This window comes from Pseudarthrobacter defluvii (assembly GCF_030323865.1).
GTDB lineage: Bacteria > Actinomycetota > Actinomycetes > Actinomycetales > Micrococcaceae > Arthrobacter > Arthrobacter sedimenti.
Window position 1 is genome coordinate 2,870,439 of record NZ_CP066362.1, and the last position, 26,998, is coordinate 2,897,436.

23 protein-coding genes are annotated in these 26,998 nt (G+C 62.8%); 13 read left to right on the forward strand and 10 right to left on the reverse strand.

The features are described from left to right. Nucleotides 1-148: 148 nt before the first annotated feature. From mgrA to glmS, 7 genes are all read right to left on the reverse strand, one after another. Nucleotides 149-1,189, reverse strand: a complete 1,041-nt coding sequence (gene mgrA / locus JCQ34_RS13215) for an L-glyceraldehyde 3-phosphate reductase (protein ID WP_286398132.1) — start codon at nt 1,187-1,189, stop codon at nt 149-151. A 101-nt stretch (nt 1,190-1,290) separates the two neighbouring features. Beyond that, nucleotides 1,291-3,060, reverse strand: coding sequence for a malto-oligosyltrehalose trehalohydrolase (treZ, locus tag JCQ34_RS13220; RefSeq protein WP_286398134.1), 1,770 nt, complete (start codon nt 3,058-3,060; stop codon nt 1,291-1,293). Next, nucleotides 3,057-5,384 carry a malto-oligosyltrehalose synthase gene (gene treY, locus JCQ34_RS13225; RefSeq protein ID WP_286398136.1) on the reverse strand — a complete coding sequence of 776 codons (2,328 nt, stop codon included), beginning with the start codon at nt 5,382-5,384 and terminating at the stop codon, nt 3,057-3,059. The genes treZ and treY overlap by 4 nt, the downstream gene beginning before the upstream one ends. Beyond that, entirely contained in the window at nt 5,381-7,639 is a 2,259-nt protein-coding gene (glgX, locus tag JCQ34_RS13230) for a glycogen debranching protein GlgX (RefSeq protein WP_286398138.1), read from the reverse strand. Before glgX ends, treY begins: the two co-directional genes overlap by 4 nt. A gap of 69 nt (nt 7,640-7,708) precedes the next feature. Beyond that, nucleotides 7,709-9,292, reverse strand: a complete 1,584-nt coding sequence (locus JCQ34_RS13235; RefSeq protein ID WP_286398139.1) for an NAD(P)H-hydrate epimerase — start codon at nt 9,290-9,292, stop codon at nt 7,709-7,711. 14 nt (nt 9,293-9,306) lie between these two features. Further along, the gene (locus tag JCQ34_RS13240; protein WP_141942574.1) at nt 9,307-9,654 is read right to left on the reverse strand and encodes a holo-ACP synthase; all 348 of its coding nucleotides are present in this window, start codon (nt 9,652-9,654) and stop codon (nt 9,307-9,309) included. A gap of 140 nt (nt 9,655-9,794) precedes the next feature. Beyond that, entirely contained in the window at nt 9,795-11,687 is a 1,893-nt protein-coding gene (gene glmS / locus JCQ34_RS13245) for a glutamine--fructose-6-phosphate transaminase (isomerizing) (protein WP_286398143.1), read from the reverse strand. A gap of 131 nt (nt 11,688-11,818) precedes the next feature. Here glmS and coaA point away from each other — a divergent pair, with 131 nt between their 5' ends. Genes coaA through mscL form a run of 3 tightly spaced genes read left to right on the forward strand, consistent with a single transcriptional unit; the run spans nt 11,819 to nt 14,082 of the window. Continuing rightward, nucleotides 11,819-12,784, forward strand: coding sequence for a type I pantothenate kinase (gene coaA, locus JCQ34_RS13250; RefSeq protein ID WP_142133124.1), 966 nt, complete (start codon nt 11,819-11,821; stop codon nt 12,782-12,784). A 5-nt stretch (nt 12,785-12,789) separates the two neighbouring features. Beyond that, nucleotides 12,790-13,653, forward strand: a complete 864-nt coding sequence (locus JCQ34_RS13255) for a M15 family metallopeptidase (protein ID WP_286398144.1) — start codon at nt 12,790-12,792, stop codon at nt 13,651-13,653. A 24-nt stretch (nt 13,654-13,677) separates the two neighbouring features. Then, entirely contained in the window at nt 13,678-14,082 is a 405-nt protein-coding gene (gene mscL / locus JCQ34_RS13260) for a large conductance mechanosensitive channel protein MscL (protein ID WP_286398145.1), read from the forward strand. 64 nt (nt 14,083-14,146) lie between these two features. Here mscL and glmM read toward each other — a convergent pair whose 3' ends face one another. Next, nucleotides 14,147-15,508, reverse strand: a complete 1,362-nt coding sequence (gene glmM / locus JCQ34_RS13265) for a phosphoglucosamine mutase (protein WP_286398147.1) — start codon at nt 15,506-15,508, stop codon at nt 14,147-14,149. Nucleotides 15,509-15,692: 184 nt separating this feature from the next. Here glmM and JCQ34_RS13270 point away from each other — a divergent pair, with 184 nt between their 5' ends. Genes JCQ34_RS13270 through JCQ34_RS13280 form a run of 3 tightly spaced genes read left to right on the forward strand, consistent with a single transcriptional unit; the run spans nt 15,693 to nt 20,825 of the window. After that, entirely contained in the window at nt 15,693-16,937 is a 1,245-nt protein-coding gene (locus JCQ34_RS13270) for a bifunctional glycosyltransferase family 2/GtrA family protein (RefSeq protein ID WP_286404513.1), read from the forward strand. Beyond that, nucleotides 16,934-18,907: an ArnT family glycosyltransferase gene (locus JCQ34_RS13275; protein WP_286398149.1), complete on the forward strand. Its 1,974-nt coding sequence runs from the start codon at nt 16,934-16,936 to the stop codon at nt 18,905-18,907. Before JCQ34_RS13270 ends, JCQ34_RS13275 begins: the two co-directional genes overlap by 4 nt. A gap of 10 nt (nt 18,908-18,917) precedes the next feature. Beyond that, on the forward strand, nt 18,918-20,825 hold the full coding sequence (locus tag JCQ34_RS13280; RefSeq protein WP_286398151.1) for an ArnT family glycosyltransferase: 1,908 nt from the start codon (nt 18,918-18,920) through the stop codon (nt 20,823-20,825). A gap of 65 nt (nt 20,826-20,890) precedes the next feature. Here JCQ34_RS13280 and rpsI read toward each other — a convergent pair whose 3' ends face one another. Beyond that, nucleotides 20,891-21,394 (reverse strand): 30S ribosomal protein S9, encoded by a 504-nt coding sequence (rpsI, locus tag JCQ34_RS13285; protein ID WP_286398153.1) that lies wholly within the window; start codon nt 21,392-21,394, stop codon nt 20,891-20,893. A gap of 38 nt (nt 21,395-21,432) precedes the next feature. Next, nucleotides 21,433-21,876, reverse strand: a complete 444-nt coding sequence (rplM, locus tag JCQ34_RS13290) for a 50S ribosomal protein L13 (protein WP_043454696.1) — start codon at nt 21,874-21,876, stop codon at nt 21,433-21,435. A gap of 354 nt (nt 21,877-22,230) precedes the next feature. Here rplM and JCQ34_RS13295 point away from each other — a divergent pair, with 354 nt between their 5' ends. From JCQ34_RS13295 to JCQ34_RS13325, 7 genes are all read left to right on the forward strand, one after another. Next, the gene (locus tag JCQ34_RS13295) at nt 22,231-22,836 is read left to right on the forward strand and encodes a prepilin peptidase (RefSeq protein ID WP_286398156.1); all 606 of its coding nucleotides are present in this window, start codon (nt 22,231-22,233) and stop codon (nt 22,834-22,836) included. 266 nt (nt 22,837-23,102) lie between these two features. Continuing rightward, a complete protein-coding gene (locus JCQ34_RS13300; RefSeq protein WP_286398158.1) occupies nt 23,103-23,303 on the forward strand; it encodes a Flp family type IVb pilin in 201 nt (66 codons plus the stop codon). Between the two features lie 23 nt (nt 23,304-23,326). Beyond that, nucleotides 23,327-23,527 (forward strand): Flp family type IVb pilin, encoded by a 201-nt coding sequence (locus JCQ34_RS13305; RefSeq protein ID WP_286398159.1) that lies wholly within the window; start codon nt 23,327-23,329, stop codon nt 23,525-23,527. Between the two features lie 74 nt (nt 23,528-23,601). Beyond that, nucleotides 23,602-24,024: a TadE/TadG family type IV pilus assembly protein gene (locus tag JCQ34_RS13310; RefSeq protein ID WP_286398161.1), complete on the forward strand. Its 423-nt coding sequence runs from the start codon at nt 23,602-23,604 to the stop codon at nt 24,022-24,024. Continuing rightward, the gene (locus JCQ34_RS13315) at nt 24,012-25,010 is read left to right on the forward strand and encodes a pilus assembly protein TadG-related protein (RefSeq protein ID WP_286398163.1); all 999 of its coding nucleotides are present in this window, start codon (nt 24,012-24,014) and stop codon (nt 25,008-25,010) included. The genes JCQ34_RS13310 and JCQ34_RS13315 overlap by 13 nt, the downstream gene beginning before the upstream one ends. A 21-nt stretch (nt 25,011-25,031) precedes the next feature. Continuing rightward, the gene (gene cpaB, locus JCQ34_RS13320; RefSeq protein WP_286398164.1) at nt 25,032-25,802 is read left to right on the forward strand and encodes a Flp pilus assembly protein CpaB; all 771 of its coding nucleotides are present in this window, start codon (nt 25,032-25,034) and stop codon (nt 25,800-25,802) included. Then, nucleotides 25,799-26,998 (forward strand): AAA family ATPase, encoded by a 1,200-nt coding sequence (locus JCQ34_RS13325; RefSeq protein ID WP_286398166.1) that lies wholly within the window; start codon nt 25,799-25,801, stop codon nt 26,996-26,998. The genes cpaB and JCQ34_RS13325 overlap by 4 nt, the downstream gene beginning before the upstream one ends.

The window sequence follows — 26,998 nt, forward strand, 5'->3', positions numbered from 1 at the left end:
ACAAACGTCAGCCTGCCTGGTTTGCCGCCATGGAATGGACGACGGCGGCCGGCTGGCTTGGCGCCGCGCGGCGCCTTTTCATACTACCCAACACAGCGGGACCGGCAGTTGTTCCGCCGGTCCCGCTATGTAATGAAAACAAAGCGCGTCAGGCGTTCTGCTTCCAGAGGTTGATGTCCGACTCCACCGCGAATTCGTCGATGGCGGTCAGTTCGTCATCGGAGAAGCTGAGGTTGTTGATGGCGGACAGGCTGTCCTCCAACTGGCGGACACTGGAGGCACCGATCAGCGCGGACGTGACGGGTGAGCCCTTGGGCTGGTCACGCAGGATCCAGGCGATGGCCATCTGCGCCAGTGTCTGTCCGCGGCCTTCGGCGATCTTCCTCAGCCCCCGTACGCGGTCCAGTTTCTCCTCGGTGATGGACTCTTCGGAGAGGAACCGGGCCTTGGCTGCGCGCGAGTCGGCGGGAATGCCGTGGAGGTAGCGGTCCGTGAGCATCCCCTGCGCCAGGGGCGAGAAGGCGATGGATCCGGCGCCCACCTGGTCCAGCACCTCGTAGAGGTTGGGCGTGCCGTTCTCGGTCCAGCGGTTGAGCATGGAGTAGCTGGGCTGGTGGATCAGCAGCGGCGTGCCGAGTTCCTTGAGGATCCGGGCGGCCTCGAGGGTCTGCTCCGGGGTGTAGGAGGAAATGCCCGCGTACAGCGCCTTGCCGGAGCGGACGGCGTAGTCCAGGGCGCCCATGGTTTCCTCCATGGGTGTTTCGGGATCAGGCCGGTGGCTGTAAAAGATGTCCACGTAGTCCAGGCCCATGCGCTGCAGCGACTGGTCCAGGCTTGAGATCAGGTATTTGCGGGAACCCCATTCACCGTAGGGGCCGGGCCACATGTAGTAGCCGGCCTTGGTGGAGATGACCAGTTCGTCGCGGTAGGGCTTGAAATCGTCCCGCAGGTGCCGGCCAAAGTTCGTTTCCGCGGACCCGTCCGGCGGACCGTAGTTGTTGGCCAGGTCGAAGTGGTTCACCCCGAGGTCGAAGGCACGGCGGAGGATGTCGCGCTGCTCCTCGAAGCGCTTGTCGTCGCCGAAGTTGTGCCATAGGCCCAGGGATATGGCCGGGAGCTTGAGGCCGCTGCGGCCCACCCGGCGGTAGGGCATGGATTCGTAGCGGTTGTCCGCTGCAATATATGTCATACGTTCCATCCTGCCAGTTGTGACCCGCGCTACACGGGAAGTTGTTAGCGCTAAGAGGAAAAGTTACGCCGGGGGCGCATGCCCCCGGCGTAACCGCTGATTCAGGACTTGAGGACCGCGGCACTCCACGGCGCCAGGGCGAGGGAGCCGCCGTCCAGAGCGTTCCCTTCGTCCGTGGCCAGAAGGAGGTCGCCTGCCGCATCATCCAGCCGTATCTTGGCGTCTGAAAGGTTTACGAGCACCTCCACGGAGCCACGCCTGAAGCGCAGCCAGCCGGCGTCGTCGTCGAACGAAACCTCCGTCTGGCCAAAGCCGGGACCTGCCAGGTCCGGATGCTCGCGGCGCAGCGCCGTCAGCGACTTGTACAGCTCCAGCAGCCGTGCATGGTCACCCGTGGAAGCCTCGGACCAGTCCAGCTTGGAGCGGTTGAAGGTTTCCGGGTCCTGCGGGTCAGGTACGACGGCGGGATCCCACCCCATGCGCTCGAATTCCTTGATGCGCCCTTCCGCGGTGGCCTTACCAAGCTCCGGTTCGGGGTGCGAGGTAAAGAACTGCCAGGGCGTGGAAGCGCCGTATTCCTCACCCATGAACAGCATGGGCGTGAACGGCGAGGTCAGCGTAAGCACCGCCGCCACAGCCAGCTGCCCGTAGGACAGCGACTGCGACAGCCTGTCCCCCGTGGCCCGGTTGCCGATCTGGTCATGGTTCTGGTTGCAGACCACCAGCGCCGCCGGGTTGGCCAACGATGGGTTGATGGGCCGGCCGTGGTGCCGTCCGCGGAAGCTGGAGTAGCTGCCGTCGTGCAGGAACCCGTCCTTGAGCACCTTGGCCAGCACGCCAAGGGATTCGAAGTCCGAGTAGTAGCCGGTGGTTTCGCCGCTGACGCTGACGTGCACCGCGTGGTGGAAGTCGTCACTCCACTGCCCGGCCAGACCGTACCCGTTGACGTCGCGGGGGTAGATCAGGCGCGGGTTGTTGAGGTCCGATTCCGCGATGAGGGTCTTGGGCAGCCCGGTCTCAGCCGAAATAGCGTCGCCCAGGGCTCCCAGGTCCTCCAGGATGTGCACGGCCCTCTCGTCCCGCAGCGCGTGCACGGCATCGAGTCGCAGCCCGTCCACGTGGTAGTCGCGCAGCCACAGGGCGGCGTTGTCCAGGATGTATTCGCGGACCACATCGGAGCCGGCCCTGTCCAGGTTCACCGAGTCACCCCAGGTGTTGGCGTCGCCCTGTTTCAGGTACGGGCCGAACTTTGGGAGGTAGTTGCCGCTGGGTCCCAGGTGGTTGTACACCACGTCCTGGATGACGCCCAGTCCTGCGGCGTGGGCGGCGTCGACGAACCGCTGGTACGCAGCAGGGCCGCCATAGCCTTCGTGGACGGTGTACCACTGGACGCCGTCGTAGCCCCAGTTGTGGGTTCCGTTGAAGCCGTTGACCGGCAGCAGTTCGATGAAGTCGATGCCCAGGTCCACCAGGTAGCTGAGCTTCTCCCCTGCGGCGTCCAAGGTCCCATCGGGCGTGAAGGTGCCCACATGGAGCTCGTAGATGACGGCTCCCTGCAGGTCCTTGCCGCGCCACCCGGAATCCTGCCACGCGTAGGCGGCGGGATCGTAGGTCCGGGACTGCTTGTGGACGCCGGCGGGGAGCCGGCGGGAGCGGGGGTCCGGGACAGGGGTGGTGTCCCCGTCCAGCAGGTAGCCGTAGTCCACATCACCGTCAGCCGGGGCGTCGGACGCCGTCCACCATCCTTCAGAGCCGGGCGCCGTTTCCTTTTTCTGCATGCGGTACTGCCGGCCGTCAGCCACCAGTACCACCGACGAAACGTCCGGCGCCCACACATCGAAGCGTTCGGGTCCAACGTTGACCAAGGTCATGCCTTTTCTCCATCCACAGGTGCCAGCAGGGCCACCGGGTAGGTACCCAGGACCTCCGCGACCGAAACCTGGCCGGGTCCGTAGCTGGCCCCGGTGAGTTCGTCGCGCATGGCAGTGGAAAGGTCGACGGCGGTGTCCCGCCATCCGCCGCCGGCCTGCAGTCCTGCAGGGAGCCGGGTGGCCAGCGTGAGGGCACCGGAGGAAGCGTCCGTTCCGCGGCTGAAAGCGAGCAGGTGCTCCGCAGCTGCACCGGCGGCGTTCACCGGCGAGTACCCCTGGAACAGCTCCGGCCGGTCCCGGCGCAGGCGCAGTGCCCTCGAGGTGACCAGAAGCTTGCTGGCCTCTGTGCCCGCGTCCGGCAACGCACCGGCGTCGAGCTTTGCCAGTTCCTCCTGCCGGGCACCGAAGTCCACGGGCCGGCGGTTGTCCGGGTCCGTGAGCGAGCGTTCCCAGAACTCGCTGCCCTGGTACACATCAGGCACACCGGGCATGGTCAGCTGGACCAGCTTGGCGGAAACCGAGTTGGCCGCGGAGAAGGCAGCGATCCGGGCCACGAAGTCCGTGAGAACCTTGGCGACCTTGGCGTCGTCGAAGACTGCATCGACGGCGGCCTGCACCTTGGACTCGAAGTCTTCGTTGGGGTCGGTCCACTTGGTGGAGTTGCCGGCCTCCCGGGCTGCCTTTTCGGCGTAACCCTGAAGCCGTTCCCGGCTTGCCGGCCAGGCGCCGACGATTGCCTGCCACAGCAGGTTCTCGTACGGGCCGTCCGGGATCGGCGCCAGTTTACGCAGTTCCTCCAGCGTTTCCGCCCACTCCTCCGGCAGCTCGGCGATGACCGAGATCCGGGCCCTGGCATCCTCGCTGCGCTTGGTGTCGTGGGTGGACAACGTGGTCATGGACAGCGGCAGCTCCTGCTGACGGCGCTCCATCCGCTGGTGGAACTCCTCCGGAGACACGGCGAACTCGGTAGGCTCAGCACCCACTTCAGTCAGCGTGCCCAGCCGCGTGTAGCGGTAGAACGCGGTGTCCTCCACGCCCTTGGCCATGACCATGCCGGAGGTCTGCTGGAACCGGATGGCGATGGGGTTGGCGGGATCCAGCAGCAGCGGCAGGAGGGTTCCCACCGCCACTTCCAGGTCCGGCCGGTGCGCGGCGGCGGACTCGCACGCCTCCTTGAGGACGTCGGCGCCCACTGGCAGGTAGGAACGGTACACCGGGAACGATGCGATGATTTCCGCGATCGCATCCGCTGCCTGGTCAACGCTGAGCCCGTGGGATTCAGGTACCAGCCGGGCCAGCCGCAGCACCTCGGAGCGCAGGATGCCGTCGGCGATCATGCGCTTGGTGCCGCGGATCATTTCGGCGTAGTCGGCGGGTTCGGAGGTGCCCCGCAGGGAAGCGTCCAGTGCGTCCAGCGCCTGCTGCCCCGCCGGGTCAACGAAGACCCGGTCCACGTCAGCTAGTGCGTCATAGCCGGTGGTGCCTTCGCAGGCGAAGTCCTGCGGCAGCACTTCGCCCGGTTCCAGGATCTTTTCCACCAGGACGTATGCGCCCCCGCTGAGGTCCTTTAGCCAGCGGAGGTAGCCGGCGGGATCGGCGAGTCCGTCCGGGTGGTCTACGCGGAGCCCGTCCACCAGGCCTTCGGTGAACCAGCGGCCCACCTCGGCATGAGCCTTTTCGAAGACAGACGGTTCCTCCACCCGGATGCCGGCCAGCGTGGTCACCGCGAAGAAGCGACGGTAATTCAACTCGGCGTCGGCGCGGCGCCAGTCCATCAGCTGGTAGTGCTGGCGGCTGTGCACCTCCTGCGGGGAGTCACCTTCGCTGTACGTGCCCTCGGCCAGCGGGAACCGGTGGTCGTAGTAGCGGAGTTCGCCGTCCTTGACCTCCAGCTTGTCCAGGTCGTCGTCCGAGCCCAGCATGGGCAGCCGGACCTTTCCGCCGCCCAGGTCCCAGTCGACGTCGAACGCTTCGGCGTAGGGCGATTCGCGGCCCTCCTTGAGCAGGGACCACCACCAGGGATTCTGCACGGGAGTGGCCACACCGACGTGGTTGGGCACGATGTCCACCAGGACGCCCATGCCGTGTTCGCGGGCCGCCTTGGACAGGGCCCGCAGGCCTTCCGGCCCGCCACGGTCCGGGTCCACGGCGGAGGGATCGGTCACGTCGTAGCCGTGGTCCGAACCCTTCTCCGCGGTGAGGATGGGCGAGAGGTACACCCAGTCGACGCCGAGGTCCTTCAGATACGGGACCTGTTCAGCGGCGTCGAACAGGGTGAAGCTGCTGCGGATCTGAAAGCGGTAAGTGGAGACCGGAGTCCTCATGCCTTGGCGTCCTCGTCGGCGCCCGTTGCCCTTGCCTCGCTGGCTTCCGCAGCCTTGGTCTGGGCTTCCACCATCTCCTCCTGGGCTTCCTCCTGCTCGGCCATGGACGCAATGGAGGCCGCTGCGGAGTAGTCGACCTCTTCCTCCGGGCCGGAGTACGCGCGCAGGACCACCATGGACTTCGCGTCCAGCTTCAGCGTGGCACCGGCCTTGAGCGGCTCGTAGTCGTCCGCCTGGGCGGCGGTATCGAACTGGACCTCCCAGTACTGGGAGTACTCCTCGGCGGGAAGGCAGAAGTCCACGGCATCGTCATGGGCGTTGAAGGCCATGATGAAGCTGTCATCGGTGATCCGGCGGCCGCGGGAATCCTGTTCCTGGATGCCGTCACCGTTGTAGAACACGCCGATGGTCCGGCCGAAGCCACTCCCCCAGTCCTCGGGCAGCATCTCGGTGCCGTCGGTCTTCAGCCAGACGATGTCCGGCAGCTTCTCGCCTTCACCACGGCGGACCGGGCGGCCGTCGAAGAAGCGGCTGCGGCGGAACGTGGGGTGGTCGTGGCGGAGCTTGTTGACGAACGCGGTGAATTCCACCAGGGGCTGGTCCATGGCTTCCCAGTGGATCCAGCTGAGCTCCGAGTCCTGGCAGTAGGTGTTGTTGTTGCCCTGCTGGGTGCGGCCCAGCTCGTCGCCGTGCAGCAGCATGGGGACACCCTGGGACAGCAGCAGCGTCCCGATGAAGTTCCGCTGCTGGCGGGCGCGGAGTGCCAACACCTTCTCGTCGTCCGTGTCGCCTTCAACGCCGCAGTTCCAGGAGCGGTTGTGCGATTCGCCGTCGTTGTTGCCTTCGCCGTTGGCGTCGTTGTGCTTCTCGTTGTAGGACACCAGGTCCCGCATGGTGAAGCCGTCGTGGGCGGTGACGAAGTTGATTGACGCCACCGGGCGGCGGGCCGAGCTTTCGTACAGGTCGGCGGAGCCGGTGAGGCGGGACGCGAACTCGCCCAGGGTGGAGGGCTCGCCGCGCCAGAAGTCGCGGACGGTGTCGCGGAACTTGCCGTTCCATTCCGTCCATTGCGGCGGGAAGTTGCCCACCTGGTAGCCGCCCGGGCCAACGTCCCACGGCTCGGCAATCAGCTTGACCTGGGAAACTACCGGGTCCTGCTGGATGAGTTCGAAGAAGGTGGAGAGCTTGTCCACGTCATAGAACTCACGGGCCAGGGTGGAGGCGAGGTCGAAGCGGAAGCCGTCCACATGCATCTCGGTGACCCAGTAGCGCAGGGAATCCATGAGCAGCTGCAGGGAGTGCGGGTGGCGGACGTTCAGCGAGTTGCCGGTGCCGGTGTAGTCCATGTAGTGCTTGCAGTCGTTGTCCACCAGCCGGTAGTAGGCCTGGTTGTCGATGCCCTTGAAGGACAGCGTGGGGCCAAGGTGGTTGCCTTCGGCCGTGTGGTTGTAGACGACGTCGAGGATCACTTCAATGCCGGCGCGGTGCAGGTCGCGGACCATGGCCTTGAATTCCTGGACCTGGTGCCCCACGTCGCCGGTGGCGCTGTAGGTGTTCTGCGGCGCGAAGAAGCCGATGGTGTTGTAGCCCCAGTAGTTGTTGAGGCCCTTCTCCACCAGGGTGCCATCGTTGACGAACTGGTGGACCGGCATGAGCTCGATGGCGGTGGCGCCCACCTTCTTCAGGTGCTCAATTACGGCGGGGTGTGCCACGCCTGCGTAGGTGCCGCGCTGCTCTTCGGGAATCTCCGGGTGCAGCTGGGTGAGGCCCTTGACGTGCGCTTCGTAGATAACCGACTGGTGGTACGGGATCTTGAGCTGGCGGTCGCCGTCCCACTCGAAGAACGGGTTGATGACCACGCCGTGCATGGTGTGCGGCGCGGAGTCGGCGTCGTTGCGGGAATCGGGGTCGCCAAACTCGTAGGAGAAGAGCGCGGGATCCCAGTCGATCTGTCCCTGGATGGCCTTGGCGTAGGGGTCCATCAGGAGCTTGTTGGGGTTGAAGCGGTTGCCGCTTGCGGGATCGTAGGGTCCGTGCACGCGGTAGCCGTACTTCTGGCCGGGCTGGATGTGCGGCAGGTAGCAGTGCCACACGTAGCCGTCCACCTCGGTCAGCTCGATCCGGGTCTCGGTCAGGTCATCGGCCAGGAGGCAGAGTTCAACCCGCTCTGCCCTTTCGCTGAACAGGGCGAAATTGGTGCCGGTGCCGTCAAAGGTAGCTCCCAGCGGGTAGGCATTTCCAGGCCAGACTTCCATCGTGCTCCTCATTTGTTGGTCAGCAGCAGACGGCATTGGCACGCCCCTGCTGCTGGTGCGAACTAATGCCTACCGTAGTGGTTGGCTGTGACTATTACGTTTCCAGGCTCCATAGTTACTAAGCATGCTTACTTTACCCCAAGTTTCGGGTAAGGCATCCGCAACGCGGCCTGCAGTGATCGGTCCGCCGGACACAGCCTCGGATGCGGCCCGTCCCGCCTGGCCGTGCAGGGCCGCGCCAAGTGCGGCGATAGCGGCCCACCGCCCGTCCGGTTCGATGCCCAGCTGGCTGAAGCGGCCGACGTCGGACCCTGCCTGGGCGAGCAGCGCGCCAATGACGCCGGCCAGGACGTCCCCGCTGCCGGCAGTGGCGAGCCACGGGGTGCCGTCCGCTTGGCTGTAGGTGGCGCCCCAGGGCGCGGCCACGAGCGTCGTGGCACCCTTGAGCAGGACGGTAGCCCCGGTACGGTCGGCCGCATGGCGGACGGCACCTAGCGTTGCGGCTTCCACCGATTCCCGGTCCTCCCCGCGGCCCAGGCGATGGAACAGCGACGCAAGCTCACCGGCGTGCGGCGTCAGCACCACATGCGGGGCCAGGATGGCAGGCAGTGCCGGCAGCGCGCCGGCATCGGCCACCACGGGAAGGTCCGACGCGATCGCGTCCCTGGCGCGGGTGAGTTGTTCGTGGTCATGCGGGCCCATGCCCGAGCCCACCAGCCAGGCCTGCACCCGGTTTTCGGCCACCGTTCCGGTGCTGCAGACAACCTCGGGGCAGGACTGGCGGACCAGGTCGGCCACGGACGGCGGGCCGAGGTACCGGACCATGCCAACCCCTGCGGCCAGCGCACCCCGGCAGGCAAGGACAGCGGCACCGGGGTAGTCCTCGGATCCGGCCACCACACCCAGCACGCCGCGGGAGTACTTCTGGGCGCGGCGGGCGGGGTGCGGCAGGAGGCGCGCGAGGTCGGGGTTCTCGAGGCGGCGAAGCGTGGGCTGCGGCAGGTGCTCCTCGATTCCGATCGGCACCACCAGGACCCGCCCGGCGTAGTCCGCACCGGGATCGGCCAGCAACCCTGACTTTGCACCGCCGAACGTGATGGTCAAATCAGCTGGCAGGACCGGGGCGGCAGCCTCGCCGGTATCAGCGTCCACTCCGCTGGGAAGGTCGCAGGCCACCACAAAGCCGTGGAGGTGCGCGTCCGTGATGGCCTGTATGAGGTCCGCGGCGCTCCCCCGCAGCCCGCCCTTGGCGCCGGTCCCCAGGACGGCATCAATCACGACGTCGGCCGCGGCGGCTTCGGCGGCAAGTCCCGGCAGTGCCGCCTCGGTGAGCCGGTGCACCCTGCCGCCGGCACGCTCAAATGCGGCCAAGCCGGCCGGGTGGGCCGCATCTCCGGTGAGTACCGCCGTCGTTCGCATCCCACGGGACGCGAGGAAAGCGGCGGCATACAAGCCGTCCCCGCCGTTGTTGCCTTTGCCCGCCAGCACCACAACCCGGGCACCGCTCAGGCGGGTGCCGCTGTCCTTCAGTTCATGGACGACGGCGTTGGCCAGCCCATGCGCGGCGCGCTGCATGAGCGCGTCCCCCAGCCCAGCGGCCAGGAGAGGTTCCTCTGCTGCTCGGACCTGCGTTCCGGTGTAGGCGCTGATCATGGCGGCCGCCCGGGTCAGCCCTCGGCCAGGACCGTAGCCGTGGCAATGCCGCCGTCGTGGCTGATGGACAGGTGCCAGCGCTTGACGCCCTTGGCCTCGGCCACCGCCAGGACCGTCCCCTTCACCTGGACGGTGGGTCCGTTCTGGTCGAGGCCGATCCAGCAGTCCTGCCAGTTCATGCCGGCAGGGGCGCCCAGCACCTTTGCTACGGCCTCCTTCGCGGCGAACCGGGCAGCCAGGGAACGGGTGTTCAGGTCCCGTTCCGCAGGTACGAACAGGCGGTCCCTCAGGCCCGGCGTCCGTTCCAGCTGGCGGCCGAACCGCTCGATGTCTACTACGTCTACCCCAATGCCAACGATCATGCGGTTCATTCTACGGTCGCGCCCCTCCGCGGGGAGCCGGTCCACGCCGCTGGCCCCAGCTGTCCGCCATCAGCGCAAAAGCTGGACTTTAACGCGCAAACCCCGGGCCGCTAGGGCCCGGGGTTCGCGTCGCACAGCAATTACTCGACGGTGACGCTCTTGGCGAGGTTGCGGGGCTGGTCCACGTCGTAGCCCTTTGCTGCGGCGAGTTCCGCGGCGAAGATCTGCAGCGGGACGGTGGTCAGCAGGGGCATCAGCAGGGTTGGGGTTTCCGGGACGTAGAAAACGTACTCGGCGTAGGCCTTGACGGCTTCGTCGCCTTCCTCGGCGATGACCAGGGTCCGGGCGCCGCGGGCACGTACTTCCTGGATGTTGGAGACCACCTTGGAGTGCAGCGAGTCGCGCCCGCGCGGGGACGGGACGACGACGAACACCGGCTGGCCTTCATCGATCAGGGCGATGGGGCCGTGCTTGAGCTCGCCGGCGGCGAAGCCTTCGGCGTGGATGTACGCGATCTCCTTGAGCTTCAGCGCACCTTCCAGGGCCACGGGGTAGCCCACGTGCCGGCCCAGGAACAGCACGGACTTCTCGTTCGCCATGGACCGGGCCAGTTCGCGCAGGGGGCCGGCGTTGTCCAGGATCGTCTGGATCTTGGCGGGGATCTTGTTCAGGTCCGCCAGGACGTCCTTGATCTGCCCGGTGAAAATGTTCCCCCGCAGCTGCGCCAGGTACAGGCCCAGCAGGTACGCGGCGGTGATCTGGGCCAGGAACGCCTTGGTGGAGGCCACCGCGATCTCCGGGCCGGCGTGCGTGTACAGCACGGCGTCGGATTCACGCGGGATGGTGGAGCCGTTGGTGTTGCAGATCGAGATGGTCTTCGCGCCCTGTTCCCGGGCGTAGCGGACGGCCATCAGGGTGTCCATGGTCTCCCCGGACTGGGAGATGGAGACCACCAGGGTGTTCTCGTCCAGGATCGGGTCCCGGTAGCGGAACTCGTGCGCGAGCTCCACCTCGGTGGGGATCCGGCACCAGTTCTCGATCGCGTACTTCGCCACCGTGCCGGCGTAGGCGGCGGTGCCGCAGGCCAGCACGATGATCTTGTTGACCTGCTTCAACAGCTCCGGATCGATCCGCAGCTCATCCAGGGTCAGCTTGCCGTCCAGGTCAGACCGGCCCAGCAGGGTCTGCGCCACCGCATCGGGCTGGTCATGGATTTCCTTCTCCATGAACGAGGAAAAGCCGCCCTTTTCCGCCGAGGCCGGGTCCCAGTCCACGTGGTATTCCTTGCCGGAGGCCGGGTTGCCGAAGAAATCGGTGATCGCCACGGAATCGGCGGTGATGGTGACGATCTGGTCCTGGCCCAGCTCCACCGCGCGGCGGGTGTAATCGATGAACCCGGACACGTCCGAGCCCAGGAAGTTCTCCCCCTCGCCCAGGCCCACCACCAGCGGTGAGTTGCGGCGGGCGGCCACGACGACGTCGGGCTGGTCCGCGTGCACCGCGAGCAGGGTGAAGGCACCCTCCAGGCGCTGGCAGGCCAGCTCCATGGCCCGGGTCAGGCCACCGTTGGCAGGGTCCCCGCCCAGTTGGTTGCGCAGGATGTCGGCCAGCAGCGCGGCAGCGACCTCGGTGTCCGTCTCGGACAGGAACGTCACGCCCTTCTCCAGCAGCTCCAGCTTGAGTTCGGCGAAGTTCTCGATGATGCCGTTGTGGATCACGGCGAGCTTGCCGCCGTCCGCCAGGTGCGGGTGCGCATTGCGGTCCGTCGGGCCGCCGTGCGTGGCCCACCGGGTGTGCCCGATCCCGGTGAGGGTCTCCGGCAGCGGCCGGGCCTCCAGCTCACCAATCAGGTTGCTCAGCTTCCCGGACTTCTTACGGGACTCGATGTTCCCCTGGGACACCACAGCCACACCGGCAGAGTCATAACCGCGGTACTCCAGGCGGCGCAGTCCCTCAAGGACAACGTCCAACGCACTGTGACCATTAATTGCACCGTCAACTGAACGGCCTACATACCCCACGATTCCACACATAGGCTCAAGACTATCGGCAGCGTGCCAGTTGCTCTAAACCGGCAGACCACGCTGCCGGGCGTCTGTGACCTACGCCGCGCTGAGCAGGGGCGTCATTTCGCGATGGGCCGGGCGCGGGGCAGAATCTTTAGGTGACTTCGCAACGCAACGACGCGAACGGGGAGGGTGCCTCGCCGTTCGTGGAGCTGGACCGGCACACCTGGTCCCGCCTCGCCGCCCAGATGGAACAGCCCCTTAATGAAGAGGACGTGCTGCGCCTTCGCGGGCTCGGCGACCCCCTGGACATCAACGAAGTCAGGGACGTTTACCTGCCTCTGTCCCGGCTCCTGCACCTTTACGTCGAGGCGGCTGGGCAGCTGCACGCGGCAACCACCACGTTCCTGGGTGAGCAGACCCAGCGCACCCCGTTCGTGATCGGCGTCGCCGGATCCGTTGCCGTGGGCAAGTCCACCATCGCGCGCGTGCTGCGGGAGATGCTGCGCCGCTGGCCCGGCACCCCCAACGTGGAGCTCATCACCACTGACGGTTTCCTCTATCCCCTGGCCGAGCTCAAGCGCCGGCAGCTGCTGGACCGGAAGGGTTTCCCCGAGTCCTACGACCGCCGGGCGCTGCTGCGGTTCGTGAGCGAGATCAAGGGCGGCGCCGAAGAAGTGCGCGCACCCTGGTACTCCCATGTCACGTACGACATCGTGCCCGGCAAGGAAGTGGTGGTCCGCCGGCCCGACGTGCTCATCGTGGAGGGCCTGAACGTGCTGGCCCCGGCCCGCCCCCGGCATGACGGCCGGCAGGGCCTGGCCCTGAGCGACTTCTTTGACTTCTCCATCTACGTGGACGCCAAGACCTCCTACATTGAGGAGTGGTACGTGGACCGGTTCCGGAAGCTGCGGAGCACGGCGTTCGCGCAGCCGGAGTCCTACTTCCACCGCTACGCCACACTGTCCGATGAGGAAGCCGAAAGCACCGCCCGGGACATTTGGAAGCGGATCAACGAGCCCAACCTGGAGGAGAACGTGCTTCCCACGCGGGGCCGGGCCCAGCTGGTGCTGACCAAAGAGGCGGACCACTCCATCCGCCGCATGCTGCTCCGGAAGGTGTAGCACAGGTGTGCTACCAATGCAGTTCCCCCAGCCGGCGCAGCTTCGCCCAGTTCCTCGCAGCGGGGGCCGGGCTGACTGTCCTGCCAGCCTGCACCCCGGAGGCACCTAAGGCGGCGGCGCCGTCGTCGTCCACTGCTCCCTCCTCGGTTCCCCCCTCCCCTGAGGCGGTTACGGCTTCGGCGGGCGCGACGGCGGATGCGGCCACGGTGGGCCAGTCACCCGCGGCCCCGTCCCCCACGCCGTCCCCGTCAGCCACCCTGGCGCGGCAGTTCTCGCTGGATGACCCGGCCAGCCCGTGGGTGATCGTGAACAAGCACCGGCCGCTGAAGCCCGCGGACTACGTGCCGGCTGACCTGGTGCGTCCCGCCGTCACCATTTCTGCCGCCGGTGAGGCCTCGCTCCTGAACAGTACGACGGCGGCCGCCGCCGAAGCGATGTTCGCGGCGGCCGCACGGGACGGCGTTGGGATTGTCCTGGCGAGCGGCTACCGTTCGTACAGCACGCAGGTGACCACCTACAACGGGTACGTCGCGGCGCGCGGACAGGCCGACGCCGACACCGCCAGCGCGCGGCCCGGCCACTCGGAGCACCAGACGGGGTGGGCGTTCGACATCGGCGACGGCGGCGGGGCGTGCAGCTTTGAGCCGTGCTTCGCCGAACAGCCGGCGGCGGCCTGGGCGAAGGCGAACGGGCACCGGTTCGGGTTCGTGGTGCGGTATCCGTGGATGCTGCATCCCATCACGGGGTACTTTTACGAGCCGTGGCACCTGCGGTATGTGGGAGTGGAGGCGGCCACGGACATGCTGAACCGCGGCATCGGCACCCTGGAGGAATATTTTGGTCTGGAAGCGGCGCCCGCGTACTTGTAATGCCGGTGCGCTAGGTTGGTGACCATGCTTACTGGATTCAAGAACTTCATCATGAAGGGCAATGTGGTTGACCTTGCGGTCGCCGTGGTCATGGGTACTGCGTTCGGCGCGGTAGTGACGGCGTTGGTGAACAAGGTGCTGATGCCCTTCGTCTCCGGCCTGGTGGGGGCGCCCAACTTCGACAGCTTCGCTCGTGTGGAACTGAACGGGAACGCCATCGAGTTCGGGGTGCTGCTGACCGCGGTGGTGAACTTCCTGCTGATCGCCGCCGCCATCTACTTTGTGGTGGTGATGCCGATGAACCTGATGATCGAGCGCCGCAACCGCCGGCTGGGAATCAACAAGGATGTGAAGAAGGACGCTGCCGAGGACCCACAGGTGGCGCTGCTGACCGAGATCCGGGACGCGCTGAAAGAGCGCACCCCCTGAGCTTGCCTTGAACGCAAAGTGGCCCGTCTCCCTCGTGGGAGGCGGGCCACTCTTCTTGCTGCTACTAGTTGGAGGCGAGCTCCAGCGCAAGCTCGCTCCGGACCACCCGGGCCAGGTGTTCGGCGATGGACTGGGCCGTCTCCTCGTCCGCGGCTTCCACCATGACGCGCACCACGGGCTCAGTGCCGGATGGACGGAGCAGGACGCGGCCGGTTTCACCCAGCGCTGCTTCCGCCGCTGCCACGGCCTGGGCAAGGACGTCGTTGCTGCTGACGCGGCTGCGGTCCACGCCCTTGACGTTTATCAGCACCTGCGGGAGCTTGGTCATCACGCTTGCCAGCTCCTTGAGCGGCTTCCCCGTCAGGGCTACTTGCGCAGCGAGCTGCAGGCCGGTGAGGAGGCCGTCACCGGTGGTGGCGTGGTCGGAGAAGATGACGTGGCCGGACTGTTCGCCGCCCAGGTTGTAGCCGCCGTCGCGCATGCTTTCCAGCACGTAGCGGTCCCCGACTGCGGTTTCCACGATGGTGATGCCGGCCTCGCGGAGGGCAATCTTGAGGCCAAGGTTGCTCATGACGGTGGCCACCAGGACGTCGTCCCTGAGCTTGCCGGACTTCTTGAGCGCGACGGCGAGGATGGCCATGATCTGGTCGCCGTCCACCTCGTTGCCTTCGTGGTCCACGGCCAGGCAGCGGTCGGCGTCGCCGTCGTGGGCGATGCCCAGGTTAGCGCCGTACTTGACCACGGCTTCCTTGAGCGGGCCAAGGTGGGTGGAGCCCACGCCGTCGTTGATGTTCAGGCCGTCAGGATCGGCACCGATGACGATGACCTCAGCGCCGGCGTCCTTGAAGAGCTGGGGCGAGCAGCCGCTGGCGGCACCGTTGGCGCAGTCCAGGACCACCGTGAGGCCGTCCAGGCGGTGCGGCAGGGTGCGGAGCAGGTGGACGATGTAGCGGTCCTCGGCGTCGGAGAAGCGCTGGATGCGGCCCACGTCGGCGCCGGTGGGCCGGACGGCTTCCTTGCTCATCTGGGCCTCGATGGCGTCCTCCACCTCGTCCGGCAGCTTCTGGCCGCCGCGGGCGAAGAACTTGATCCCGTTATCCGGCGCCGGGTTGTGGGAGGCGGAGATCATGACGCCGAAGTCGGCGTCAAGGTCTGCCACCAGGTAGGCGGCGGCGGGGGTGGGCAGGACGCCCGCATCGTAGACGTCGATGCCTGAGCTGGAGAGGCCTGCCTCCACTGCGGCGGCGATGAATTCGCCGCTGGCGCGCGGGTCCCGGGCCAGCACGGCGCGGGGCCTCGCACCGTTGGCGGCGCGGTCATGACCAAGCACGACGGCGGCCGCCTGGGCCAGCTGCAGGGCCAGTTCTGCTGTCAGCAGGCCGTTGGCCAGCCCCCGGACACCATCTGTTCCAAATAATCTAGACACCGGTCAAGTGTAGAGGATGGGCGCGGAGCGCAACTGCGTAGGCGGCTCCATGCGGCTGTTCCTACCTGTTGAGTACCTGCTTGCTGCCAGGGGTAATTACTGGGACTACTTGGATTTTTGGGTTGCTACCTGTCTTTACTCGAAACCCTCGCCACGCCTCTTTAGCGGCCCCTACGATCCATGCATGACACCTAGCTATGGGGGCTTGGCGCTCGAAATTGTGGTTCCGGTTTTCAACGAAGAAGCGGTACTGGAACGCAGCATCACAAGGCTCGCCGAGTACCTGACGATTGAAATGCCGTCGACGTGGAAGATTACCATCGCCGACAATGCAAGCACCGACCGGACCTCGGTGATTGCCGCCCGCTTGAGCGAGCATTTGCCGAATGTTGATTATCGCCGCCTGGAGGTTAAGGGACGTGGCTACGCGCTGAGAGATGCATGGTCCGCTTCCAACGCGAAAGTCCTGGCTTACCTGGACGTTGACCTGTCAACGGATCTGGCAGCGCTTCCCCCTTTGGTGGCTCCCCTATTATCGGGGCATTCCGATATTTCCATCGGGACACGTTTGGGCCAGAGTTCACGGGTGAGCCGCGGCCCCAAACGGGAATTCATTTCCCGGTCCTACAACTTCCTGCTTCGCCGGACCATGCAGGTACGGTTTTCCGACGCGCAGTGCGGATTCAAAGCCATTCGTGCCGATGTTGCCAAGCGTCTACTCCCCCATGTCGAGGACAACGGCTGGTTTTTCGACACAGAGTTGTTGATCATTGCTGAGCGGTCTGGGCTTCGCATACACGAAATTCCCGTGGATTGGGTTGACGATCCGGACAGCCGCGTCGATATCAGGCAAACCGCACTTGATGACCTCCGGGGAATGGTCCGTGTAGGCACCTCGCTCATAAGGGGAGTTATTCCAGTCCAGGCGATCTACGCGGAACTAGGACGCAGGCCTATAGCGCCGGTGGGCCGGCCGAGCTTCTTTGGCCAAGTACTACGTTTTGGGCTAGTTGGTGCCGCCTCAACATTGGCTTTCGCACTGCTTTACCTCATGTTGCAGGGACCCTTCGGATCTCAAGAAGCCAATTTCTTGGCGCTGCTGTTGACCGCCATTGGAAACACCGCAGCGAACCGGCGCTTTACCTTCGGGATCATCGGGCCTTCGAGACTAGTAACCCAGCAGATTCAAGGACTGATTGTCTTCCTGCTCGCATGGGGCATCACTTCTTCGGCCCTGTTCATCCTCCATGCCGCCAACCCGGATGCACTGCCGAGCATGGAACTGCTGACGCTAACAGGCGCCAATGTCCTTGCGACCTTAATGCGGTTCGTCCTCCTGCGCCTGTGGGTATTCAGGAAGGGACGAAATCAGGAAATCCTGCCACGTCTTGTCGTTGCGCCTATAACAGTCGACGGACGCGTCTCGTGAGCCGCCTGCTAAATAACGCCCGCGTTTCCACAGCTACCGACAGAAACAGCGGGTTTGTGGGTGCAAAACGGACAAACCCGTGGGAATGGAGCCGCCAACTGTTATTAGTTTTGCACCGCATCTGGCGCGGCCCGGACGAGACCGAGCCATGGGAGAGGCGGGCGCTTTTGGGCCTCCTATCTGTTATTGCAGCCCTGTACTTTTGGGGGCTGGACGCGAACGGCTGGGCCAACCCGTACTACTCGGCCGCTGCCCAAGCGGGAGCTCAGGACTGGAAGGCTTTCTTTTTCGGATCCTTCGAGTGGGGCAATCTGATAACGGTTGACAAGACCCCGTTGAGTATCTGGGTCATGGCCCTATCAGTTCGGCTGTTCGGTCTCAGCAGCTGGAGCATCCTGGTTCCCCAGGTCCTGATGGGAGTGGCTACCAGCTACCTTTTGTACCGCTTGATGCGGCGCGGTTTCGGTCCGCGCACTTCTCTCTTTTGTGCAGCCGTCTTCGCAACCACGCCTGTTGTCATGCTGATGTCACGGTTCAACAACCCTGAACCGTTGATGGGCTTGCTGACAGTGTCGGCAGTATCCATAACTCTGAAGGCCATGGAGTCCGCCAAGCTGCGAACATTTGCCTTGGCAGGGCTCCTCTTGGGGCTTGGTTTCATGGCTAAACAGGTTCAAGCCCTCCTAGTTTTGCCGGCGCTTGGCATTTCCATCCTTGCCTTCGGCCAAGGGCAGTTCCGGCACAGGCTTCAGCAAGGAATGGTCGCATCGGGAACCCTTCTAGCCACTTCGTTAGGGTGGCTCATCACCGTGGACCTAATTCCCGCTGCCGATCGTCCCTACATCGGTGGATCGGTAAACAACAGCGCACTCGAACTGACTATGGACTACAACGGTCTTGCACGGTTTCTTCAGATACCGCTGAATTCCCAAGGCAACAAAGTTTCAGGTACAGCCAGCGACGCCGTGGAGTTCGTCGGGGGCCTACCTCGGCTCCTCAACGGCAACTTCGCGCAGGAAATCGCTTGGTTGCTAGTAACCGGGATCTTCGCGAGTATCGTACTTGTCGTCCTGCATCGCACTCTTAACTTGAGCCGCGTTCAGCGGAACATCGTTGCAGTTTCAATACTCTGGTTCAGCACAGCACTTCTGGTGCTTTGCTGCATGGGCACAATGATCCATACGTATTACACGTACTCCCTGGGTGCACCTCTTGCTATGACCGTAGCCTTGGGGCTCGCGTCCCTCTGGAAACTCCGCCATAGAAGGGTTCTTCGCGCCTTGGGGGCCATCTTGATTGCGTCTTCGGTGTACGTGGCTATGAGAGTGATGGAATACAGCCATGAGTGGCCTTTGTGGCTGCGCATCGGCTTGCCTGCTCTCGGTTTAGTCGGGGCGATGCTTTGGTTTCTACAACCAACTCGTCGTCACCTCGATCTTCTTACCTCGGCCGTTCTTGCCTGTAGCCTCTTGGCCGCCCCTATAGCAACCAACATATACACGGTGTCAACTCCCCAGCGGGGCACCAATCCCATGTCAGGGCCAGCCGGCAATGATCCCGGTTCTTTGACAAAACTCATGGCAGCTTTGAAGAAGGGGGAGATCCGGTGGGCGCAGCAAACAGCGCTCGGAGTCACGGTTCCAGAGGTGACGGAGATGGTCAGAACCCGAACCTCAAACCAAAAATGGGGAGCCGCAACCTTCACCGCACAGAATGCTGCTCTTTACCAGCTGCAATCCGGAAGGCCAGTAATTCCCCTGGGAGGTTGGCTGGGAAGCGATCCAGCACCAACACCGGAGCAATTTAGGACTTTAGTGGCAGAAAAGCAGATCGGGTACTTTATTTTGTCTCAGGACTTGCTGGAGCGGGGCGGTCTAAGTACTCAAACCCAGGAAATCACAGAATGGGTTCGCCGCAACTTCACAGAAGAGGTGGTGGACGGTGTCAGCATCTACGATCTCCGGAGATGACAATAAGTCAGTGATCAAGTTCAAGCCTGCAGTGCCCATTTCGATGATCCAGGCGGCAGCCCGGCACTTCCTGCGAGGTCGTACTGCAGATCCCATCTGGGAACGACCGGCGCTGTTGCTGATTCTCGCGGCAAATACCCTCCTGTATTGCTGGAATTTGGGGATCAACGGATGGGCCAATTATTTCTACAGCGCTGCAGTTCAGTCTGGCCTTCTGGACACGTCGTCCTTCTTCTTTGGATCCTCGGATTGGGGAAACTCCATAACGGTGGATAAGCCGCCCTTGAGCCTTTGGATTATGGGACTATCTGTTCGACTATTTGGTTTCAACCCAGTGGCCATGCTGCTTCCCCAAGCGTTCATTGGCGTTGGAAGCACACTGCTTATCTATGCAATTCTCAAGCGATGCGTTGCCGGGGCTGCCGCACTTTTTGGTGCAGTAGTCTTTTTCACTACGCCGATCGTGACCCTGATGTCCCGCTACAACAATCCTGATCCGCTGATGCTGCTCTTGATGCTGGGAGCGTTATGGTTTGTGCTCCAGTCAATTGAGTCGCGGCGCACACTGCCTTTCGTAGCGGCTGGCGTATTGCTGGGTTTGGCCTTCATGACCAAGCAACTACAGGGAATGCTGAGCCTTCCCGGCCTGGGATTGGCTTACCTGATCTACAGCCCTCAGCCGTGGATTCAACGCATCCGCGTAGTCGCCGCCGGGACGGCTGCACTGGTTCTTACTGGCGGTCTGTGGATGACAATCGTCGATTTGATTCCCGCTGGGAGCCGTCCATATATCGGGGGCTCCCCCAACAACAGCGTTCTCGAGCTGACGCTTGGCTATAACGGACTTGACCGAATAGCCGGCAGCGGCGTTGTACCTGATGCGATGCAAGTCCCGGACACGTATCGAACAGTCGAAAGCGATGCGGGATTGTTCCGGCTTCTCAACGCAAACTACAACCAAGAGGCCTCATGGTTGCTTTTTGCGGCACTCTCGTCCGTTCTGCTAATACCCCTCATGTGGAAGAGGATCACCCGGGGGCATGCCGTCTCCAAAGCGTTGCTCGTGATCTCGACGGTGTGGCTATTAACCGCATATTTTTTGCTCAGTTTCATGGGTAACCAGATACATACCTATTACACAGCCGCGGTTGTCCCGCCCTTGGCGCTGACGCTGGGCCTGGTATTTGATTATGTAGTGACGAATCGTCACTCGGCGCTAGCACGCCTTCTCGGAACCTTCATCGCGTCGATCGGGCTCTTATCATCTTGGCTTATTCTCCAAGGCACTCTAGGGTGGCCGGCCTGGATGCCAATTGCCGTGCTTGGCACCGGACTTACTGCAATTGCTGCTTTGATTGTGCGACCACCAACACAGGTCATTCAAGCGTTTGCTGCCGGGCTGCTCGCCACAGCAGTACTCTTCGGTCCAGTAGTGACCTCGATTCACAATGTCACTTTGAGCTTCACAGGTTCTAATCCCCTATCGGGCTTCCCGTCGAAGAACCCTGCTGGGATAAGCCACCTTCTTGAATCGCTCAAGAATAACGAACTGCCGTGGGGCCACGACATCGCCTTCGGCCGCCAGCCCGATAGCGCCGTTGTAAGCACACTGACCATGAGCCGGGGATGCACCTGGGCGGCAGCGAGCTACGCTAGCCAAACTGCGGCCAGACTTCAGTTGGAATCCGGCCGTCCCGTGATGCCGTTAGGAGGCTTCTCAGGCAGCGACCCGTCCCCAACATTGGAGGAGTTCAAAGCCGACGTTGCCGCGGGCAAGATTTGCTACTTTGTCCAGCAAGAGTCCTTTGTGGAGGTGCAGGCAAATGAGTCTCAATCCACTCTGATCTCAAAGTGGATTGAGGGTAATTACCAGCCAGAAAGGCTCGATGGAACAACGGTATACCGTCTCAGAAACTAGAACCGAGACCAAACGATAGAAGCCCGCCCCGCCAAACGGCGGGACGGGCTTCCGTGCAAGCGAATTTAGCGCTTGGAGTACTGCTGAGCCTTACGGGCCTTCTTGAGACCGGCCTTCTTACGCTCGATGACACGGGCGTCGCGGGACAGGTAACCGGCCTTCTTCAGCGTCGGGCGGTTGTTCTCGACGTCGATCTCGTTCAGCGAACGGGCGATGCCGAGGCGCAGGGCGCCGGCCTGGCCGGAGATGCCGCCACCGTGGATGCGGGCGATAACGTCGTAGGCGCCTTCGAGATCAAGGATTTTGAAGGGCTCGTTGACGTCCTGCTGGTGCAGCTTGTTCGGGAAGTAGTTCGCCAGCTCGCGGCCGTTGATGGTCCACTTGCCGGAACCGGGCACAACGCGGACGCGTGCAACGGCTTCCTTGCGGCGGCCAACAGCTGCGCCGGCAACGGTCAGGGCCGGACGCTCCTTCTTGGGAGCAGCCTCAGCAGCTGAGCTCTCAGAGGTGTAGCTGGTCAGGTTTTCCTCGGTCTCGACGACCTCGGTGGTCTCTTCGTTCTGAGCCACGATTCTCCTTGTATAGATAAGTTGTTTGGTGGCCAGGACTACTGGGCGACCTGGGTGATTTCGAAAGTCTTGGGCTGCTGGGCAGCGTGCGGGTGCTCGGCACCGCGGTACACCTTCAGCTTGCCCAGCTGCTGGGCAGCGAGGGAGTTCTTGGGGAGCATGCCCTTGATGGCCTTCTCAACGGCGCGGACCGGGTTGGTTTCCAGCAGTTCCGCGTAGTTGACGGAGGTCAGGCCGCCCGGGTAGCCGGAGTGGCGGTAAGCGCGCTTCTGCTCCAGCTTGGCGCCGGTCAGGGCTACCTTTTCAGCGTTGATGATGATGACAAAGTCGCCCATGTCCATGTGGGATGCGAAAGTGGCCTTGTGCTTGCCGCGCAGCAGGATTGCGGTCTGGCTTGCAAGACGACCAAGGACAACGTCGGTGGCGTCAATGACGTGCCACTGGCGGTTGATATCGCCGGGCTTCGGGGTGTACGTACGCACGGTGTTTGCCTCGTTCTTGTTCTGGCGTTCTTGTTAAGGTGTCGCTAGCTCGCGCACCTACTGTCTGCGCGCTACCGGAACAGAGGTGAGGGCTCCATGTAACCAGTCATCCTGAAGTTCCGAATGTGCACGTTGAGTAGTTATCCTGCAACCGGATTCTCAAGCGGGCACGCACCATCGGAATAGGACACGCACAACGACTACCAAGATTAGCGCGTCAGGTGGTTCAGGGTCAAAATGAGGTAGCCGGAGGCCGCTGGAGCTCTGCCGGCCCATCTATACAGGGGGATTGCAGTGTTATCAGCGGTGAGCACGGACTCCACAAGCCTGCTCCTGGTACTTGGTGCCGCCATAATGGGCGGCACCCTCTCCTCCATCGCAGAGATCCTGATCGCAAAGCTGCTCCCTAGACTCGGAACAGTACCGCGTCTCCAAGTGCGGATTACGACGACGGCACTCGCCGGCATCGCGTGCGCAGCCTTTGCTGCGCACTTCGGTAGCGCGTTGAGCCTTCCAGCCTTCCTCTTGCTTGCCGTAGTAGGCGTCCAGCTGGCACGAATCGACGTGGCACTCCATCTGCTGCCAAATCCTCTCGTTCTAATGCTGCTTGCCGGCGGCTTTCTACTACTTTTACTGCCCGGAATTATTGATAAGCAATATGATGAACTAGTTCGTGCGGCGCTTGGCGCCATCATCTTGTTCGTTGCATACCTGATTTTGGGACTTATTTCTCCCGGCGGCATCGGAATGGGTGATGTGAAGCTCGCCGCCCCAGTCGGCCTTTACCTGGGGTACCTAGGTTGGACCCAGTTCCTCTACGGCGCCCTCCTGGGGTTCGTTTTGAACGGCGTCGTCACCGTGCTTGTGCTGAGCAGAAAAGGCCGGGATAAAGCCACCGAAGTGCCGCACGGCCCCTCCATGCTCGGTGCCTTGGCGGCCACTGCCTTCTTCATTCCATAGCAATTTCCGCGCGGAAGTTGCCTCCAGTTCAGCGTCGCCCCAAGTAGTAGGCCGCGTACCCCTGTCACTCAGTGAGTACTACCTGCATTTTTCGAGTACGTACTTCTAGAGCACCTCAGAAAAATCGAGTACCACTACGCATTGTTGCCTTATGGCACCCGGTGACAATCTCTTCTTAGCGAAGTCCAGCCGCTAAGGATTTATGGGGGCAGCTGGAAATTCGTTGAAATACAGATCATTCATTTCACCGAATTAAGGAAAACACAATGACTTCTCTCATGGTCTCGATGATGGCCTTTGTCGCCGGCGTCAAGGATCGGTTTGACTCTGAAAAGGGAGCGACTGCCACCGAATACTCGCTCCTCGTTGGGCTGATTGCCTTGGTCCTCGTTGTCGGCGTTGGCGCCTTCGGCGGCGCACTCAATACCTGGTTCAGCAACCTGGGCACAACCGTGTCCGGCTGGTAGAGAAACGGATAGGGGTTATAGAGATGAAAAACCTGCACATCTTCCTGCTGGCAGTCCAGACCTGGTTCGAGACGGATTTCAAGTCCCAAAAGGGCGCCACTGCCACGGAATACTCACTGCTTGTGGGCCTGATCGCATTGGTTCTGGTCGTCGGCGTTGGCGCATTCGGTGGAGCACTCAACACTTGGTTCAGCACCTTGGGTACCACCGTTAGCGGCTGGTAGCCATTCACTTGGTGTGCCGCGCTCCACGGCGCGGCACACCTTTTCTCTTCCAGCTGCAACTCCAGGGAGACCCATTGAAACGCAGCCCCAGAACTTCAAAGCACAATGAACGAGGTGCTGTCGCCGTAGAGTTCGCACTGATTGCGCCCTTACTCCTGGCTCTGATCGCGGGCGTTGTGGAATTTTCCTACGCCTATAACACCCAGATCTCGCTCTCGCAGGCGGCGCGGGAAGCAGCGCGCACCTACGCCGTTACGAAGGTTTGGTCAAAAGCCACCGATGCAGGCATCGCCGGCGCCCCAGGGAGCGGACTCACAGCTTCAGACTTTACGTTGACCCCAACCGCCTGCTCAGGCGCCGACATGACAGTCCATGTCACAGTCAAGCACACCTTCAAATCGCCCACGGGGTTCGCGCTCAAGGTGCAGGGAAGCAACATTTCTTTTTCTAAGACCTTCGTCACCACCGGAGTAGGGGCAATGCGATGCGGCGGCTAACAAGAACTCTCCTGCAGCACGGCGAGGAAGGAGTCTCCGGAGTTGTTGTTGTCATCCTCATGATGGTGCTGATCGGCGCTGGCGCGCTGGCTGTTGATGCTGGGCAGATTTACGCCGAACGGGGACAGTTGCAGAATGCGGCGGATGCTGGCGCCCTTGCTGTCGCAGATAGCTGCGCAAAAGGTACGTGCAATCCGGGCTTGGCTGACTCGCTTGCCAATGCAAACTCCCTGGACGGAAAAAGCACCGTTACGTCCGTAGACACTACTTCCGTTGCAGGCCAGATAACGGTGACCACAGCAACGAAGAATGGAACGAATAACGGGCCAACTCTGACAAAGCTGTTCGCTAGTGTTCTAAGCGCTAGTCCCGTTAAGGTTGCTGCCAGCGCGACCGTGAAGCTGAAGTACCCGACCAAAGGCGTTACGGTGCTCCCCTTGACGTTCGCACCTTGCGAGTTCAACGACGACGGTCTGCCGCACCTAATTCAAGTCCAGAGCGGCACCCTCAAATGCACGGGTTTGAACCCGTCCAATCAGGTCATCCCTGGCGGCTTCGGTTGGTTGATGCCAGATTCCTCCAGTGGCTGCACCGTCACAGCAGAGGTTGGAAAATGGAGCCTCACGAGCGCTGGTGGGGCAGTTCCCAACAGCTGCATCGACCTCTTCGACCCGACGAAGAATCCCAGCTTGGCTGGCTCCACCGTCGCACTGCCTGTCTACAAGTACACGTGCGACGGAATGAATCCCGCAATTTTCGGCACATGCAAGGGCAGCGCGGTGCAGTACTACATCGAAAAGTGGGCTGGCTTCAAAATCGAAGCGTGGAACTTGACGGGTCAAGCCAAGTACGACCCGCTTAACAAGATCACCAGCGGCAAAGGCATTTACGGGACTTTTGTGGGCTACTCAGCTGATCCGGCCTTATTCACCGGAGAAAGTGCCACATCCACCGGGACAGTTACAGTTCTCGGCCTCATAAAGTAATGAATTTCTAAGGGGAAAGTAATGAAAGCACGCCTACTGGGAGGCATCGCCGCGCTGGTTGTCGCAGTCATAGGCACAGTCCTCCTTTTCAATTACGTCCAGGGAGCCGACCGACGCGCGTTGGCCAACACCGAGACCGAGGACGTCCTAGTGGTCAAGCAGAACGTTCCTGCCGGTACGCCGGCCAGCCAACTCGCGCAGTACGTCGCCACCAAAGCAGTGCCACGTAGCGCAGTCGCAGCCGACGGAGTTCACGATCTAAGTTCCTTGGGATCGACTGTTACTTCAGTGGCGCTGGTGCCTGGCGAACAACTCCTGAGTAGCCGCCTGGTTGATGCAAATGCCTACCTCGGGCCCTCCCGGGTTGCTGTTCCTGCCGGGCTTCAGGAGATCACGCTTCGCCTAGGTATAGAGAGGGTCGTGGGCGGCAAGATCCAGGCCGGCGACACAGTGGGTGTCTTCATCTCCATGGCCGACTCCGCGGGTGGCGGCAACGGAACCCAGCTGACTTTTCACAAGGTTCTGGTTACGGCCGTCCAGTTCAGTTCGGGAGCCGCGGCGCAAACGCAGGCGCAATCGACTCAAGGGAGCTCATCGGGTGCCCTCAATGCCGCCAGCGAGAACAAGCCGGCAACAAGTGACTCCTACCTGATCACCTTCGCACGGAATGCGATTGACACCGAAAAGCTGGTTTACGCAGCTGAATTCGGGAAGGTTTACCTCTCCAAAGAACCGGCTGACGCCACCGAGGGCACTGACGGCGTCGTCAATCAGACAAAGGTATTCAAATGAGCCGCTTCATATTGATCTCGCCGTCGATTGAATACGAACGGAAAGTTCGCGCGTCAGTAGCGCCCCTCAGCGGCTCATTGCAGTATTTCCAGGCCGCATACCTCCCCGAGTCCCCTGACGATATCCTCCGGCAACAGGCAGGCGAACCACCGGAGGTGCTGATTCTTGGCCCTGGCCTTCCGCAGGACGAAGCTCTCAAATTCGCAGCGGTGATGGATCTCCAATACCCGGAAATCAGCATCGTCCTGGCAGCAGATGATGACGGCGAACTGGCTCTCAACGCCATGCGATCTGGTATCCGCGACCTCATCCCGCCGTCAGCTGATATGGACCAGGTTCGAGCGCTGGTGGAACGGGCAAGCCTTGCCGCCGCTGGACGTCGCCGCGGATTGGCCCCCAACACGGCCGAGCGCCCTGCCGCTGAAGGAGGGCGAGTCATCGCCGTCATGTCTCCCAAGGGCGGCGTAGGCAAAACCACCGTTGCAAGCAACCTGGCAATCGGCTTGGGACAGGTTTCACCCATGAGCGTGGTGGTCGTCGACCTTGATCTTCAGTTCGGCGACATCGCAAGCGGCCTGATGCTCGAGCCTGAATTCACGATCACGGATGCTGTGGTTGGAGCCGCAAGCCAGGACGCAATGGTGCTCAAGACATATTTGTCGCTGCACCCCAGCAACATTTACGTGCTCTGCGCACCCCGCAATCCCATCGATATGGATCGGATCTCCGGCGAAAACATAAGCCATCTGCTACGCCAACTGCGGGCCGAGTTCCAATATGTGGTAGTTGACACCGCACCCGGGCTGGGCGAGCACGTGTTGGCAACTCTGGAGCAGGCGACAGATGCTGTCTGGGTCTGCGGCATGGATGTGCCCAGTATCCGTGGATTGCGAACCGGGTTCCAAATCCTCTCGGAACTCGACCTGCTTCCTGATAACCGGCACGTTGTCCTCAACATGGCTGACCGGCGAACGGGCCTCACGGTCCAGGACGTGGAGGCCACTATTGGCGCTCCGGTTGACGTTGTTTTGCCTAAGTCCCGCGCCGTGCCGTTCTCCACTAACAAGGGAGTCCCCCTTCTTCAGGACGGTAGCCGAGATGGGGTGGCCAAGGGCCTGCGACGGCTGGTGGAGCGTTTCAAACCCAACTGGGAAGCACCACGCAAGAAGGTTCATAGAAGGGCGGTAGTGCAGTGA

Excerpts from the sequence above, each read along its gene's own strand:
- treY (WP_286398136.1), bottom strand. The coding sequence starts at position 5,384 with ATGAGGACTCCGGTCTCCACTTACCGCTTTCAGATCCGCAGCAGCTTC.
- JCQ34_RS13270 (WP_286404513.1), top strand. The coding sequence starts at position 15,693 with ATGACACCTAGCTATGGGGGCTTGGCGCTCGAAATTGTGGTTCCGGTT.
- JCQ34_RS13305 (WP_286398159.1), top strand. The coding sequence starts at position 23,327 with ATGAAAAACCTGCACATCTTCCTGCTGGCAGTCCAGACCTGGTTCGAG.
- JCQ34_RS13240 (WP_141942574.1), bottom strand. The coding sequence starts at position 9,654 with ATGATCGTTGGCATTGGGGTAGACGTAGTAGACATCGAGCGGTTCGGC.
- JCQ34_RS13235 (WP_286398139.1), bottom strand. The coding sequence starts at position 9,292 with ATGATCAGCGCCTACACCGGAACGCAGGTCCGAGCAGCAGAGGAACCT.
- JCQ34_RS13295 (WP_286398156.1), top strand. The coding sequence starts at position 22,231 with ATGGGCGGCACCCTCTCCTCCATCGCAGAGATCCTGATCGCAAAGCTG.
- JCQ34_RS13300 (WP_286398158.1), top strand. The coding sequence starts at position 23,103 with ATGACTTCTCTCATGGTCTCGATGATGGCCTTTGTCGCCGGCGTCAAG.
- mscL (WP_286398145.1), top strand. The coding sequence starts at position 13,678 with ATGCTTACTGGATTCAAGAACTTCATCATGAAGGGCAATGTGGTTGAC.
- mgrA (WP_286398132.1), bottom strand. The coding sequence starts at position 1,189 with ATGACATATATTGCAGCGGACAACCGCTACGAATCCATGCCCTACCGC.
- glmS (WP_286398143.1), bottom strand. The coding sequence starts at position 11,687 with ATGTGTGGAATCGTGGGGTATGTAGGCCGTTCAGTTGACGGTGCAATT.
- cpaB (WP_286398164.1), top strand. The coding sequence starts at position 25,032 with ATGAAAGCACGCCTACTGGGAGGCATCGCCGCGCTGGTTGTCGCAGTC.
- treZ (WP_286398134.1), bottom strand. The coding sequence starts at position 3,060 with ATGACCTTGGTCAACGTTGGACCCGAACGCTTCGATGTGTGGGCGCCG.
- JCQ34_RS13315 (WP_286398163.1), top strand. The coding sequence starts at position 24,012 with ATGCGGCGGCTAACAAGAACTCTCCTGCAGCACGGCGAGGAAGGAGTC.
- JCQ34_RS13325 (WP_286398166.1), top strand. The coding sequence starts at position 25,799 with ATGAGCCGCTTCATATTGATCTCGCCGTCGATTGAATACGAACGGAAA.
- glgX (WP_286398138.1), bottom strand. The coding sequence starts at position 7,639 with ATGGAAGTCTGGCCTGGAAATGCCTACCCGCTGGGAGCTACCTTTGAC.